This is a genomic window from Paenibacillus antri (genome assembly GCF_005765165.1).
GTDB lineage: Bacteria > Bacillota > Bacilli > Paenibacillales > YIM-B00363 > Paenibacillus_AE > Paenibacillus_AE antri.
In genome coordinates this window covers 115553-129819 of sequence record NZ_VCIW01000009.1, presented here as the reverse complement: position 1 = coordinate 129819, position 14267 = coordinate 115553, and the positions used below count along the sequence as shown (strand labels likewise).

The 14267-nt window shown below is 59.1% G+C and carries 16 protein-coding genes, 1 tRNA gene, 1 pseudogene and 2 riboswitches; of the genes and pseudogenes, 7 read left to right on the top strand and 11 right to left on the bottom strand.

The annotated features are described in order from the left end of the window. From pheT to FE782_RS15165, 3 genes are all read right to left on the bottom strand, one after another. Positions 1-2457 carry a phenylalanine--tRNA ligase subunit beta gene (pheT, locus tag FE782_RS15175; protein WP_138195061.1) on the bottom strand — a complete coding sequence of 819 codons (2457 nt, stop codon included), beginning with the start codon at positions 2455-2457 and terminating at the stop codon, positions 1-3. Between the two features lie 15 nt (positions 2458-2472). After that, positions 2473-3507: a phenylalanine--tRNA ligase subunit alpha gene (gene pheS / locus FE782_RS15170; RefSeq protein ID WP_138195060.1), complete on the bottom strand. Its 1035-nt coding sequence runs from the start codon at positions 3505-3507 to the stop codon at positions 2473-2475. Positions 3508-3852: 345 nt separating this feature from the next. Continuing rightward, positions 3853-4614 (bottom strand): sulfite exporter TauE/SafE family protein, encoded by a 762-nt coding sequence (locus FE782_RS15165; RefSeq protein WP_138195059.1) that lies wholly within the window; start codon positions 4612-4614, stop codon positions 3853-3855. Positions 4615-4978: 364 nt separating this feature from the next. Between FE782_RS15165 and FE782_RS15160 the strand changes: the two genes are divergently transcribed. Further along, a complete protein-coding gene (locus tag FE782_RS15160) occupies positions 4979-5200 on the top strand; it encodes an alpha/beta-type small acid-soluble spore protein (protein ID WP_138195058.1) in 222 nt (73 codons plus the stop codon). Between the two features lie 65 nt (positions 5201-5265). Here the strand turns inward: FE782_RS15160 and FE782_RS15155 are convergent, their stop codons facing one another. Beyond that, the gene (locus tag FE782_RS15155; RefSeq protein WP_138195057.1) at positions 5266-5898 is read right to left on the bottom strand and encodes a trimeric intracellular cation channel family protein; all 633 of its coding nucleotides are present in this window, start codon (positions 5896-5898) and stop codon (positions 5266-5268) included. A 63-nt stretch (positions 5899-5961) separates the two neighbouring features. Next, positions 5962-6040: riboswitch (ZMP/ZTP riboswitch) on the bottom strand. 146 nt (positions 6041-6186) lie between these two features. After that, positions 6187-6336, bottom strand: coding sequence for a Sec-independent protein translocase family protein (locus FE782_RS15150; protein ID WP_138195056.1), 150 nt, complete (start codon positions 6334-6336; stop codon positions 6187-6189). Here FE782_RS15150 and FE782_RS33305 point away from each other — a divergent pair. Continuing rightward, entirely contained in the window at positions 6325-6474 is a 150-nt protein-coding gene (locus FE782_RS33305; RefSeq protein WP_138195055.1) for a helix-turn-helix domain-containing protein, read from the top strand. The two genes, FE782_RS15150 and FE782_RS33305, sit on opposite strands and share 12 nt — an antisense overlap. Before the next feature lie 32 nt (positions 6475-6506). Here the strand turns inward: FE782_RS33305 and FE782_RS15140 are convergent, their stop codons facing one another. The 3 genes from FE782_RS15140 to FE782_RS15135 all read right to left on the bottom strand — a co-directional run bounded on the left by FE782_RS15140 (position 6507) and on the right by FE782_RS15135 (position 8576). Continuing rightward, positions 6507-7091, bottom strand: a complete 585-nt coding sequence (locus FE782_RS15140; protein WP_138195054.1) for a CBO0543 family protein — start codon at positions 7089-7091, stop codon at positions 6507-6509. 152 nt (positions 7092-7243) lie between these two features. Next, entirely contained in the window at positions 7244-7351 is a 108-nt protein-coding gene (locus FE782_RS32910; protein ID WP_238392501.1) for a YjcZ family sporulation protein, read from the bottom strand. A gap of 364 nt (positions 7352-7715) precedes the next feature. Then, positions 7716-8576: an ATP-dependent DNA ligase gene (locus FE782_RS15135; RefSeq protein ID WP_138195053.1), complete on the bottom strand. Its 861-nt coding sequence runs from the start codon at positions 8574-8576 to the stop codon at positions 7716-7718. A gap of 131 nt (positions 8577-8707) precedes the next feature. Between FE782_RS15135 and FE782_RS15130 the strand changes: the two genes are divergently transcribed. The 3 genes and pseudogenes from FE782_RS15130 to FE782_RS32900 all read left to right on the top strand — a co-directional run bounded on the left by FE782_RS15130 (position 8708) and on the right by FE782_RS32900 (position 9737). Continuing rightward, positions 8708-8932: an alpha/beta-type small acid-soluble spore protein gene (locus FE782_RS15130; RefSeq protein ID WP_138195052.1), complete on the top strand. Its 225-nt coding sequence runs from the start codon at positions 8708-8710 to the stop codon at positions 8930-8932. 154 nt (positions 8933-9086) lie between these two features. Then, a pseudogene (locus FE782_RS32905) lies at positions 9087-9533 on the top strand (hypothetical protein); the annotation flags it as partial. Beyond that, the gene (locus FE782_RS32900) at positions 9528-9737 is read left to right on the top strand and encodes an excalibur calcium-binding domain-containing protein (RefSeq protein ID WP_238392506.1); all 210 of its coding nucleotides are present in this window, start codon (positions 9528-9530) and stop codon (positions 9735-9737) included. The pseudogene FE782_RS32905 and the gene FE782_RS32900, both read left to right, overlap by 6 nt. On the opposite strand, the gene FE782_RS15120 is transcribed toward FE782_RS32900, so the two are convergent. Further along, positions 9734-11077, bottom strand: a complete 1344-nt coding sequence (locus FE782_RS15120; RefSeq protein ID WP_238392500.1) for a TrkH family potassium uptake protein — start codon at positions 11075-11077, stop codon at positions 9734-9736. The genes FE782_RS32900 and FE782_RS15120 overlap by 4 nt on opposite strands. Positions 11078-11087: 10 nt before the next feature. Continuing rightward, complete coding sequence (locus FE782_RS15115; protein ID WP_138195050.1) at positions 11088-11750, bottom strand: potassium channel family protein; 663 nt, start codon at positions 11748-11750, stop codon at positions 11088-11090. 127 nt (positions 11751-11877) lie between these two features. After that, a riboswitch (cyclic di-AMP (ydaO/yuaA leader) is annotated at positions 11878-12067 on the bottom strand. A gap of 215 nt (positions 12068-12282) precedes the next feature. On the opposite strand from FE782_RS15115, the gene FE782_RS15110 reads away from it, so the two are divergent. Next, a complete protein-coding gene (locus tag FE782_RS15110) occupies positions 12283-12777 on the top strand; it encodes a CBO0543 family protein (protein WP_138195049.1) in 495 nt (164 codons plus the stop codon). Between the two features lie 168 nt (positions 12778-12945). Here FE782_RS15110 and FE782_RS15105 read toward each other — a convergent pair. Beyond that, positions 12946-13019: transfer RNA gene (locus FE782_RS15105), tRNA-Gly, on the bottom strand. A 116-nt stretch (positions 13020-13135) separates the two neighbouring features. Here FE782_RS15105 and FE782_RS15100 point away from each other — a divergent pair. After that, a complete protein-coding gene (locus FE782_RS15100) occupies positions 13136-14071 on the top strand; it encodes an aldo/keto reductase (protein ID WP_138195048.1) in 936 nt (311 codons plus the stop codon). Positions 14072-14267 lie beyond the last annotated feature (196 nt).

Here is a 14267-nt window from a genome sequence, read left to right as displayed (position 1 = left end):
TTATTTCCGGAGCTCCGCGCCGTGCTTGGACGCCAATGCGGCCGTCACCGCGTCGTGCGCGCCGGTCACTTCCTCGTCGGTCAGCGTCCGTTCGCCGTGGCGGTAGACGAGCGCCAGCGCGACGCTCTTCTTGTCCGCGCCGAGCCGCTCGCCCGTGTAGACGTCGAACACGCGCACGGATTCCAAGTACGCGCCGCCCGCCTCGCGGACCGTCGCGACGAGATCGCCCGCCGGCACGCCGCGATCGACGACGACGGCGATGTCGCGGGACGCGGCCGGGTAGCGCGGCAGCGGCTCGTAATTCGCGCGAAGCACCGCCGATTCGACCAACGCCTCGAAGTCGAGTTCGAACGCGTACGTGTCGTCGAGCTCCCACTCCGCTTGAACGGCCGGGTGGATTTGGCCGATCCGGCCGAGCTTGACGCGCGAGCCGTCCGCGAGGACCGCGAATACGTCGGCGGAACGCCCCGGATGGAAGCCCGTCGGCGCCGAAGCGACGTACGCGGTCTCGATGCCGAGATGCGTCGTCAGCTTCTCGAGGCGGCCCTTCAAATCGTAGAAGTCTACCTTCGCGCGGCCGTTGTCCGACCAATTCGCCGCCGATTTCGCGCCGGTGACGACCGCCGCAAGCGTCCGACGCTCGACCGGAAGCGACGTCAACGCGCCCGTCTCCTCCGTCAAGAACACGCTGCCGAGCTCGAACAAGGCGACGTCGTCGACGTTGCGGTTGCGGTTATGCACGACCGCCTCGAGCAAGTGCGGCAGCACGCTCGTGCGAAGGACGCTGCGGTCCTCGCTCATCGGCATCGCGAGGCGGATGCGCCCCGGCGACGCGAACAAGCCGCCGAGCGCGTCCGCGCGGCCTTCCGCCGTCAGCGAGTACGTGACGGCTTCGTGGAGCCCCGCGCCGGTGAGCGTCCGCCGCGTCTCCCGCGCCACGCGCTGCGCCTTCGTCAGCGCGCCCGGCGTCGTCGCGCCGCGCACGAGCGTCGTCGGGATGTTGTCATACCCGTACAGTCGGGCGATCTCCTCGATCAAGTCGACGTCGCGCACCATGTCGGCGCGGCGCAGCGGCGCCGTCACCTCGAGCGCGTCGCCGGAGCCCGCGACCGCGAAGCCGAGGCGCGCGAACACTTCGCGCACGTCCGATGCCGTCAGCGACGTGCCGAGCAGCTCGTTCACGCGCTCGACCGTCAGCGGCACCGTACGCGGCGCCGGCGCGTCGAGCACCGCCTCCGCGTGCCCCTGAGACGCGCGGCCGCCCGCGTACTTGCACAGCAGCGCCGTCGCCCGGTTCAGCGCCGGAATGACCGCCTCCGGGTTCACTTCCTTCTCGAACCGAAGCGACGCTTCCGAGCGCAAGCCGAGCTCGCGCGACGTGCGGCGCACGGAGCGGCCCGCGAACCGAGCCGATTCCAACAAAATCCGCGTCGTGCCCGGCGTCACTTCCGAATCGGCGCCGCCCATGACGCCGGCCAGCGCGATCCCCCGCTCGCCGTCCGTAATCAGCAGCATATGCGGCTCGAGCGCGCGGTCTTGCCCGTCGAGCGTCGTCATCCGCTCGCCCGCGCGCGCATGGCGCACGACGATGCGGCTGCCGTTGCCCGCCAGCGTATCCGCGTCGAACGCGTGCAGCGGCTGCCCGTATTCGAGCATCACGTAGTTCGTAATGTCGACCACGTTATTGATCGGACGCACGCCCGCAGCCATCAACCGGTTCTGCATCCAGAGCGGCGACGGGCCGATCGTCACGCCTTCGATCAACCGGGCCGCGTAATGCGGGCAATCCTCGCCCGCTTCGATCTCGATGCGAACCCGATCCGACGTCGTCGCGCCGCCGTCCAAGACGACGCCTTCCTCGACGTCGGGCAGCGCGACGTCGCGGCCGAGCAGCGCGCCGACCTCGTACGCGACGCCGATCATGCTGAGACAATCGCTCCGATTCGGCGTCAGATCGAGATCGAGCACCTCGTCGTCGATGCCGAGCAGCGCGACCGCGTCCGTCCCGACGTCCGTCCCTTCCGGCAGCACGAGAATGCCTTCCTGGATTTCCTTCGGCAGCAGCTTGTCGTTCAACCCCAGCTCCTTCGCCGAGCAAATCATGCCCATCGACTCGACGCCGCGCAGCTTCGCCCGCTTAATGGCCAGCCCGCCCGGGAGCGAGGCGCCTACGAGCGCGACCGGCACCTTCTGGCCCGCGGCCACGTTCGGCGCGCCGCAGACGATCTGCAGATGCTCCGCTTCGCCGACGTCCACCTTGCACACGTTCAGCTTGTCCGCGTCCGGATGCTTCTCCTTCTCCACGACATGCCCGACGACGACCTTCACGACGCCGAGATTGCGCGCCTCCACGCCGTCGACCTCGACGCCGCCGCGCGTCAGCTTCTCGGCCAGCTCCTTCGCCGAGACGCCGTTCAAGTTCACATACTGCTCCAACCATTTATACGAAACGTACATGTCGATGCTCCCCCCTTATCCTCGCGCGAACTGACTTAAGAACCGCACGTCGTTCGTGTAGAAATGCCGAATGTCTTCCACGCCGTACCGCAGCATCGCGATGCGCTCGACGCCCATGCCGAACGCGAAGCCGCTCACTTCGTTCGGGTCGTAGCCGCTCATCTCGAGCACGCGAGGATGCACCATGCCGGAGCCGAGAATTTCGAGCCAGCCCGACTGCTTGCACACGCGGCAGCCGCTGCCGCCGCACACCGCGCAGGATACGTCCACCTCGGCGCTCGGCTCCGTGAACGGGAAGAAGCTCGGCCGCATCCGGATGTTCACGTTCGCCCCGAACATCTCGCGCGCGAACTGCAGCAGCGTCCCCTTCAGATCGCTCATCCGAATGCCCTTGTCGATGACGAGCCCTTCGATCTGCATGAATTGATGCGAGTGGGTCGGATCGTCGTCGTCGCGCCGGTACACCTTGCCCGGGCAGATGATCTTGACCGGGACCTGGCCGCCCCGCGCTTCCATCGTCCGCGCCTGCACCGGCGACGTCTGCGTGCGCAGCAGCAGGTCTTCCGTGATGAAGAACGAATCCTGCATGTCGCGCGCCGGGTGATCCTTCGGCAGGTTCAGCGCCTCGAAGTTATAGTAATCGGTCTCGACCTCGGGACCTTCCGCCACCGTAAAGCCCATCCCGATGAAAATGTCTTCGATCTCCTGCACGACCTTCGTCAGCGGGTGCAGCGCCCCGTTCGGCGCCGGCCGGCCCGGCAGCGTCACGTCGATCGTCTCCGTCGCGAGACGTCGTTCCGTCTCCGCGCGGGCGAACGCCGCCGCCTTCTCGTCGATGACGCCCTCGATCGCGGCGCGGACGTCGTTCGCGACTTGGCCGATGACCGGCCGCTCCTCCGCGGATAACGCCCCCATCCCTCGCAAAATTTCCGTCAGCAATCCCTTCTTGCCGAGATACTTGACCCGCAGCTCGTTCAGCGCGTTCGGATCGTTCACGCCGGCCAATTCCTGCAGCGCCTCCGCTCGCAGCGCCTCCAACCTGTCTTTCATGGCTCATCCTCCTCGTATCGGTAAACGCAAAAAAGACCTTCTCTCCCTGTCTAAGGGACGAAAAGGTCGCGGTACCACCCTCATTCGCACCGTCTCGCGCCGAAACGCGGCGTCGACGATAGCGCACTCGATCGGCGTATAACGGCCGCCTGCCGGTCTGCCTTACGCACGCCGCCTAAGGATTAAGGCGCGGTTCGGGCGACTGCTCGGGAGAGAAGGTTCGGCTTCGGGCGACATGCGGAGCGGCTCTCAATCTTCGGCCTCTCCTCCCTGTGCAGCGCGTATCGTGCCTACTGGGCTCCGTCATTGCATGTGTTGCATATATTCAGCTATTATAGCCGACCGTCAGATCAACTTCAAGCCGCTGACGAGGATGATCGCCGCCATGAACGTACGGAGCGGCCGGCCCGGCACCTTCGCGGACAGCCGGCTGCCGAGGATGACGCCCGGCACCGAGCCGAGCAGCAGATTGAACGCCAGCGCGTAATTGATATTGCCGTACACGGCATGAATGGCGCCCGCGGCCGTCACGAGCAGGAACGCATGCAAAATATCCGTGCCGACGAGCTCCGCCGCGGTCAAGCGATACAAATATATCATCGCCAGCGCGAAGAGGCTGCCGGAGCCGATCGACGTCAGCCCGACGATGAATCCGAGAACGACGCCGATGAGGATCGTCAGCGCCCTTTTCTGAGACAACGGCTTCTCCTGCCATCGGTTCGACCCGAGCTTGCCGAAAAATTGTTTCAGAATCGTCGCGATCGCGACGACGACCAACACGATGCCGAGCGCGTGCTTCATGATCGTATCCTGATGCGCCGCGAGCGGCGGATACGCTTGCAGCAGCAGCACCGCGCCGATCGCGCTCGGGACGCTGCCGATCGCGAGATATTTCACGAGCCCCAAGTTAATCGTCTTCTGCCGGATATGCTGAATGCTTCCGAACAGCTTCGTAACCGAGTTATAGAACAGGTCCGTCGCGATCGCGACGCTGGGGGAGATCCCGATCCACATGAGCACCGGGGTCAACAAGGCCGCGCCGCCGACGCCCGTCAATCCTACGAGCGCGCCTACCAAAAAACCCATCGCTACAATTTCCGCTTCCATCGTTTCACCCCGCCCTATATAAGCATTGCTTATTGGTTGCATCAAAACCTATGATAGTGTATTCGAGGAACCTAGACGGGTGCGGGGGGCTTTACTTAAAGTATTTCTGAAAAAAAGCGCATCGCCAAGCAACCTCGCGGGCGTTCTGGGCGTGGGCGAATGCACCGGACGAATGCGAAATTTTCGATGGACCGGACGGCGATTCCGGAGAGCGGCCGGGCGTACAAGGCGGATCGTTCGGAAAATGAGGGGGCTTTTCGCCAAAGGGGTGGAAAGACAAGGAAAGAAAAAATGCGGAGACCGCTTGCATATCGTTGTCAGAATTGTCGAACAATATCTTCAAATCCAATGGAGGTGTTATCGCATGAGCAAATATTCGAACCCTAGCAGCCTGATCGTCCCGGAAGCCAATGCGGCCATGGATCAACTGAAACATCAAATCGCTCAGGAGGTCGGGGTGCAGCTGCCGCCGGACGGGTATTACGGTTATGTCTCGACTCGCGACACGGGCGCTATCGGGGGCCATATGGTTCGCAGAATGGTGCAAATCGCGGAAGAGACGTTGGCGCGCGGCGGCCGGGCGTAAGGGTTGCCTCGGCCTCCGTACATAAAAAAATCCCCGGGCCACAGTTGGCCTCGGGGATTTTTTTCTTACGCTTCTCGCTTCGCCAAACCGGACATGCCGCTCCGGAACGACCGCTTCGGCAGCTGCCATCCCTTCTTGACCGACCACATGCGAAGCGCCAGCAAGCCGGCGAACAAGACGTACATCTCCCAGCCGGTCTCGCCGAAGCCCATGGCGACGACGAGACCGCCGAGCATCGCCCAGACGCCGTACACTTCCTCGCGGAAGACGAGCGGCTTGCGCCGCGCTAGGATGTCGCGGATGACGCCGCCGCCGCAGCCGGTGAGCAGCGCCGCGATCATGACCGCCGGCAGCGGCAGTCCCTTCTGCGCGGCGAGCAAGGCGCCTTGAATGGCGAAGGCGGCGAGGCCGACGGCGTCGAAGAACACCCACTTCTGTACGTGGTTGGCCCAGAGACGCGGCGCGAAGTAGACGATCGAGCTCGCGACGAGGGCGGTGACGAGCAGATCGCCTTGCTCCCACAAGGAGCGCGTCGGCGCGTCGATCACGAGATTGCGCAGAATGCCGCCGCCGAACGCCGTCACCAGCCCGAGCGCGTACACGCCCAAGATATCGTACTCTTCTTCCATCGCCGACATCGAGCCGCTCATCGCGAACGCCACCGTGCCGATGAACGTCAACAGCTCCCATGCGAACATGGTCCATATCCCCTCTCTGTGCATGAAAAAAAAGCGTCTGACAAGGGAGTCCCCTTCCGTCAAACACTTCGCCCAGGCGTACGGCTATATCCCCGCGCGCTCCCTCGTGGTCCCCCACGCTTCGCCAGTTACGCGCGTTCGAATGCATCATGTCATAACGAATCCGGTTTTGATACACACTTAAGATATCACCGCTTACGCCGGATGTCCAGCACAATTCGCGGCACCGGCGGCATGCAAAAAATCCCTTCGATTTCTGAAGGGATTTGAGCGAATCGATCCAGCGGATTATCGTTTCTCGTTCTCGTTCTCGTTCTCGTTCTCGGCGATCATGTCCCGGGTCGCCCCCTTGAATTCGTGCAGCGTTCGCCCGAACGCGCGGCCGAGCTCGGGCAGCTCGCCAAGCAGCTGCTGCTCGGCCAAGAGATGAAGAGCCATAAGCTATGCGAACAGATCGGCTTCTCGAGCTATCCGCACTTCTGCACGCAATTCAAGAAAATAACGGGGATGACGCCCAGCGAGTATAAGCAACAGGCCAAATTGAAAAGCTCCCGTTCTTCCGCCGGATCGGTCTGATCCGACTCGCGTATGGCTGGGGCTTCTTTCGCTTAGGCCCCGGACGGCCGCGCCGCCCGGTCCTGGTATTTCGCGAAGCCTTCCGTGATCCAATACGGAATCGAGGCGAGCAGCAGGTATGCGATGAAGATATGCGCATAGTTCATCCCTTTGTATAACTGGAACAAATCCAACGCTCCCATCAGCGGCTTAACCCCGAAGGCGAAAACCAGGCTCAGACCGATCATGTACAGAAGGTAACTCTTCTTATGCCGAAGGGTGAATTGGTACAGAAGCATGTAAGACACAGGCAATAGAGACGCGTCCAATCCGAGACTGTTCGTCAAGAACGGCAACCACTTGAACGGATATTCCCATAACCCGTGCGTCGTGCCGAAGGCGTCGATGTACACGGTGATCATGTGGACCCCGAAACCGAAGAAACCGATTCGGAACGCCTTGCTCCGATCCAAGAAAATAAATAATAAGATTAACGGGGCCACGAAGATCAATATCGTCGCCCAAAATTGCCAAGTGTCGAAAGCCGAAAATGTTTGCCAATATTCAAACCAATGCGTCTTCGTCGTTACCATCTCGTCGGTGATCTTCTTCAGCGCCTCTTGCTGCTCGTCCGACATCCGGACTCCTCCTCGGGTAGCTCTCTTTTCCCTTAGATTTCGCGTCCGAGGGCGGAAATATCCGATCTCTTCGCAAATATTCGATTTTTTGAAACTAAGGAAAAAGAGCCCCGCGAAGCAAGTCGCGAGGCTCTTCCCCTTATCGATTCCGATTAATAACCCAACACCGACCGGCTGATGATCACCAACAAGATGAACAACACCAAGATCGCGCCTACGGAAGTGAATCCACCGCCTACACCGCATCCTACAGCTGCCATTTCGATCCACCCCCCTCCGTTCTTCTGCAATATACGAAGGGGACGAGAAGTGCGGGTGTGCGAACGCCCGGGGGCCATCGCCCAAAGTTTATCGAAGGGTCGCCCATCCGGCGCGCGGGCTTGTCATACGACCGCGGCGGGAGGGGGATACTCTTATTGCTATCCACTGCACCTTGTTTCGGAAGGGAGGAGCTCTCATGTCTCATCGCAATTCGCAGAAGCAGCAAAAGCGCAAGCCGCCCGGAAACAACCACGATTCCGCGGTACCGGGTTCGACGCGAAGCGGCAAGAACGATTCGTAAACGCGAAAAAAATCCCCCGCTCGCCGTCGAGGCGACCGGGGGATTGACGTTTGCTCCAGACTTCAAGCGATGAAATCCACGAACACCGGATCCCGGAGCGTTCCGCTGCGGGTCACGTTCCGCGTCTTCACCTTGGCCCGGAGCAGCGGCTCCAAATGGATGAAGTCCTTATAAGAGCCGCTCTCGATCGATCGACATACTTCGTAGAACGCCTTCTTATGCGCCGGGCTCACCCCGAACTCGATCATTCCGGCCGGCTGCAGCTCCTCCCCGTCGGGAATAGCCGCAAGCCACCCGAACTGAGACTTCCGATATCCCGTGATCACGACGTCCACGTACGTCCAATTGATGATTTTCTGCCACTTCCGCGCTCTTCGGCCCACGGCGTACCGGCTCGTCTTCTCCTTCGCCACGATGCCCTCCATTCCCCGTTCCTTGATCGATTCGAACAAGGCCGTACCGTGTCGTTCGAGGTACGGAATAATGGACAGGTTCGGGTTGTCACGAACGGTCAAGCCGGCCAAGATTTCCTTGCGCCGCATGAGGGGAAGCGAACGGAGGTCCTTCCCGCGGTACCGCAATATATCGAAGGCGATGAAGGAGACCGGCGCGGACGACGCCGCTAACGCGATCTTCTCCTCCTGGCGCAATTGGAATCGGTCGTTCAACGCCTCGAAGGAAATCCTCCCCGTCTCCGGATCCGTTAACGCGACTTCCCCGTCAAGGATCAGATCGTCTTCGAACCCTTCGAGCAGCTCCGGATACTTCCTCGTCACCTCGTTGCCGCGACGCGTGTACAGCTTCGTCTTCCCGTCCAATCGCGCGTACATCGTCCGATGTCCGTCGATTTTCGGTTCAAATATATGATTAGCGCTGTCGAACGGCTCGGCGGCCGTCTCGAGCAGCATGGGAGGGATAAACATGTCGGCATCACCTCTCTCCATTGTACAAGGATCGGCAATTGGTTTGGAGTGGAAAGTGGAGGGGATTTGTAAATGAATAGAAAATAAAAAAACGCAAATATTATGGGTACAACCAGAGGGAGGTGACATCAATGGGTAAAGGATCGCAAAGCTCCAACAATTTGATCGTTCCTCAAGCGAACCAAGCGATGGAGCAGCTGAAGTACGAAGTCGCTCAAGAGCTTGGCGTGCAAATTCCGCAAGACGGCTACTACGGTTACATGGCGACTCGCGACACGGGCGCGATCGGCGGACACATGGTACGCCGCATGGTACAGATCGCCGAAGAGACGTTGGCTCGCGGCGCACGGTTCTAAGCATTAGAATGTAGCGGTAACATACATAATCCCCGCGGCGGCCGCCGACGGGGATTTGTTATTTGTTTACAAAACAATATTCGAAGCACGTTCGTTTTCGTAGTAAAATAGAATTCTATTGGAAAATTTATTTCGTTTCGGAGGCGTTCGACTCATGATTCGACATCTACGATGGCTCTTCGCATTCGCGTCCGTCCTTCTGTTCGTCGGCGGCTGCTCCTTGACGGCGGAAACTCCGGCGGCGGTGCCGGCGCCTGCCGCGGATGCCGCCGCCCCCGGGTACGACGTCGAGCTCGTCTTCCCGAGCGACGCGTATCCGGAGACGGCCTTGCACATCTACGATGCGATCGAGCTCGGCGGCGCCTCGGACGTATGCACGATCGACCGCGACGGAGCCGACGACAACCGCAAGCGATCGCTCGCCGGCATCGAACCGCAATCCGGGTACGACCGCGACGAGTGGCCGATGGCCATGTGCGCGGAAGGCGGCGAGGGCGCGAACGTCGCCTACATCGACTCGAGCGACAACCGCGGCGCCGGCGCGTGGGTCGGCCATCGACTGCAAGATTACCCCGACGGCACGCGCGTCCGATTCGTGGTGGCGAAGCCCGCGCTGACGTTCGGCGATTATACGGCGGAGCGAGAGGCGCTTCGATCGGAGGAGGCGGAACCCTCGTCGTCGTCAGTTTCCTACGCGAATTGCGCCGCGGTGCGAGCCGCCGGGAAAGCGCCGCTCTACGAGGGAGACCCAGGGTACAGCGCGAAGCTGGACCGCGACCGGGACGGGATCGCGTGCGAGACTTAACCGATCAATACCTTCTCTTCCGGATACCCGATCGTCGATTCTCTTCTCCGCTTGGCTAAAGCATAAGCAAGCGTCAGCGGTCCTAGCCGACCTACGAACATCGTTACGCTCAGGAGCAGCTTTCCCGCCGGCGATAAGTCGAACGTAATCCCGAGGGAGAGACCGACGGTGCTGAACGCGGAGGTCGTCTCGAACAAGATGGCGATAAAATCCTGATTCCGCTCCGTAATGGTGAGCAGGAAGGCTACCAACATCACAACCCCGAGCGAGATGATAATGACGGACAAGGCCCGCAATACGATCTCATACGCGATGTTACGGTTAAAAATCCGAACCTGCTCCCTGCCCCGGATACTGCTGAACACCGCAAGCAATAAGACCACGAACGTATTGGTTTTGATGCCGCCGCCGGTCGAACCCGAGGAAGCTCCGATGAACATGAGGAAAATGATAAAAAATTGAGTCGCCGTCATTAATTCGGAGGTAAACATCGTGTTAAATCCCGCCGTTCTCGGCGTAACGCTTTGGAAATAAGCGGCCCAGACTCGCTCCGACCAAGTGAAGGTTTCATAAGCCGTGGGGTTCAACAGTTCGAGCAGAAACACGACGACAAACCCGCCGATCAGAAGACACCCGCTTGAAAGCAGTACGATTTTCGAATGTAAAGACAATGCGTCCCATTTCCGCTTCCGGAACAGATCGAGCAGCACCGTGAACCCGATGCCCCCGATCATAAACAAAAAAGTGATGACGACGTTCACGACCGGGTCTCCGACGAATCGATTCAACCCGTCGGGCCAGAGGGAGAACCCCGCGTTGTTAAACGCCGATACGGAATGAAAGACGGCGTAGTACGCCGCTATCCCTACCCCCATATCCGGCGCCCAACGAAGGGTGAGGATGACGCTTCCCGCCAATTCGACGATTAGAGCGATAAAGAAAATGCTAAGCGATAAACGAACGAGTCCTTGGATCGAGTTGGAATTCGTCGACGTCTGAATGAGCGTCCGTTCCTTCAGCCCGAGCCGCTTGCCCAGCAGCACGGCGATAATGACGCCGAAGGTCATAAATCCGAGACCGCCGAGCTGGACCAAAACGAGCAGTACGATTTCACCGAACATCGTAAGCTGCTGACCCGGATCGAACACCGCGAGACCCGTCACGCAAACCGCGGAGGTCGCCATAAAAAAAGAATCGAGCAGCCCGAGGGATTCGCCCGACGTCGAGGATATCGGCAGCGACAACAGCATCGTCCCAAGCAAAATAATGGCGGCGAAACCGAAGACCATCCATTGCTGCGGACTGATCTCGATGGAACGCTTCACATTAGATCTCAGCACGAGTTCACCTCTATTCCGCGATCCCTTTTTCGAAACGAGTGATATCTTGGTTGGATCCGATCATGACGAGAACGTCTCCTTCTTGAATCTTGTCGTCCGCAAGAGGAGACACGATCATGGAGTTGTCCTTTCTCTTAATGGCCACCACGTTACAACCGTATTTCGCCCGGATATTGATCGCTTTGAGCGATTTATCGTACATCGCTTTCGGCGCCAACACCTCGACGAGACTGAAATCCGGAGATAATTCCAAATAATCGACCGTGTTATTCGACGTGATTTGATGGGCCACCCGGATGCCCGTGTCCCGCTCCGGCTGAATGATATGATCCGCGCCGATCCGCTCGAGCACGCGTCGATGGTATTCGCTCGTCGCCTTGGCCGTGACTTTCTTGATCCCCATATCCTTCAAGATGAGCGAAGTAAGAATGCTCGCTTGGAGATCGTCTCCGATCGCCACGATCGCGTGGTCCATATTCGAAACGCCCAGCTCCTTTAGAACCTTTTCGTCCGTCGAATCGGCTTGAAAAACATGAGTTATGATGCTCGAAAAGTCCTGTACTTTTCGAATATCCCGGTCGATCGCCATCACTTCGTACCCTAGAGAAATCAACGTTCTCGCGACGGTCCCTCCGAAGCGCCCAAGGCCAATGACGATAAACTGTTTTTTCATCCTCTGGTCCCCTCCGTTTCCCCTACTATTTACCTTACAGCGCTTAACTAAACCGCCGAATCCGTGAAAATGACAACAAAAAACCACGGAGGCTTGCGCCCCCGTGGTCTAAGCAGATCACAAGATCACATCCTCTTCTCCACGCTTACGAGGTTAGCTGTCGGATTCGGGCGGTAAGAGTCGCCCTACGCGGATGGTTCGAAGCAGCGTTCGATTGCTCCGATCCGCGATTCACCCCTTGCAAACCGGTTCGGCATGAAGCGCGGCTTGCGGCGGGTCCCCCGTTTTCCATATCGGAAACTCAGCGATCTATTGGTATTCGCTTTCCATGGAATGAATCATACGCCTCGGAAACGGGTAAGTAAAGTTCGAGTTCGCGCCGTAATCCGGGATAAATCGAGGAAAACGGGCAATGCGCCGGGATAACCGTCCGAATGTGCAGAGCAGCTCCTCCATGATCGGCGCGCCTTTCTGTATTTATCGATAGCGAAAAGGACAATAATAATGGAAAAATGAGATAGGTGGCAGCCGGATGCATGTCATTGTCGCCGTTTGGGTGACTTTCGCTTCGATGCTTTGGGGAAATTGGGCGAATTGGAGAAAGTACCTTCCCACGATTTTGTATATGCCGTTATGTAATCTCTTGTATTTTTACTTAACGAGCGACCATCGCCTCTGGAAGTTGGTCCCTGATGTTCTATTGTCGCAAAAAGGGGTAGACCTTCTTTATTTATTTATCGTCTATCCGCCTACGGTCGTTCTCTTTTTATCCAATTATCCGAATGAACGACAACGCCAGATCGTTCATTTGCTTAAATGGGTATTCCTCTATGCCGGCGTCGAATGGATAGGACATCAAACCGGAAGAATCGTTTACGATAACGGTTGGAACTTCGGGTGGTCCGTTTTCTTTTTGCTTTTTATGTTCCCTATGTTATACCTTCACCACAAGAAACCGATCCTCGCATACGGTTTAAGCGTACTTTGGGTGGTGTTTTATGTCATTGTATTTCAAGTTCCGTTATAATCCCGATTACGAGTTGAATATTCACTAACCCGGCTTACAAGCAGAATCTGTGCTTTGGACCATTTCGGCTCAAAGATTTCTCGTCCCGGCGCTTTCTTCGCGTGCCGGGCTTTTTCCGTACAAAAAAAGAAGCCTTGTATATATCAAGGCTTCTGAACATTTCATGTATGGAGCGGGTGATGGGAATCGAACCCACGCTACCAGCTTGGGAAGCTGGAGTTCTACCATTGAACTACACCCGCAGTGAAAGTAATTATAGTATGTTTCGAAGCGGATTTCAAGGGGGTACGGCGCATTAGTGGACGAACGCCAACATCTGGTAAACTGGAGGCAGAACCGATTAAAGGAGGAGTTTCGCATGAAATACCGGAGATTGGGACGAACGGATCTGAAGGTGTCGGTCATCGGCGTCGGGACGTGGCAGTTCGGGGGCGAATGGGGCCTTACGTATACGCAAGCGGAGGCGGACGCCGTGCTCCGCCGCTCCAAGGAGCAAGGGATCAACCTGATCGATACGGCGGAGTGCTACGGCGATCATCTGTCGGAGCGGCTCATCGGCGGCTTCTTGAAGAACGACCGGCGCGAGGATTGGGTGCTGGCGACGAAGTTCGGCCACCACTTCAACGGCTTGTTCGAGCGCGATCAGCTCTGGTCGGCGGCGGACGTGAGGAAGCAGCTGGAGGATTCGCTGCGCGCCTTGCAGACGGATTACATAGACTTATATCAATTCCACTCGGGCTCGGACGAGGCGTTCGACAACGACGACTTGTGGACGATGCTCGATAAAGAGGTGCAGGCGGGCAAGATCCGCCATCTCGGCGTCTCGATCGGCAGCAACGACAACTTGCATCAGACGGCGGCGGCGACAAAGGTCGGAGCCTCGGCGATCCAGGTCGTCTACAACCGGCTCGACCGGGCGCCGGAAAGCCGCGTCTTCCCGTCCTGCGCGGAGCAGGATCTGGGCGTGCTTGCGCGCGTGCCGCTCGCAAGCGGGTACTTGAGCGGCAAGTACAAGCCGGACGCGGCCTTCGTCGCGACCGACGTGCGCAGCCGCCACGACGCCGAGCAGCGCCGGGCGAAGCTCGAAGAGGTCGAGCGCATCGCGGCGAACGAGGTACCCGCCGGCATGGACATGGCGCAGTGGGCGCTCGCTTGGTGTCTCCGCCACGACGCGGTCACCTGCGTCATTCCGGGCTGCAAGACGCCGGAGCAAGTCGACGCGAACGCCGCCGCGGCGCGGTACGCGAGCGACAAGCATCCGCAGGCGTGGCGGGACGCCGTCGGTACGGTGTAGAGGGCTGCCTTGGACGGGATTTCCTCTCGTCTATCCGTTCGGCGGGGCCAATCGCGACCGCCGAACGGGAAAACCTCCGTCTTATTCCGAATAAATTCGCTTTTCGGACGCCGAACGGCCGCTTATAACGGAGCTTTTCCGGTCCATGGGCCGAATCCGAAGCGCCACTCGAAAATAAACGGGAGGTTTTCCCTTC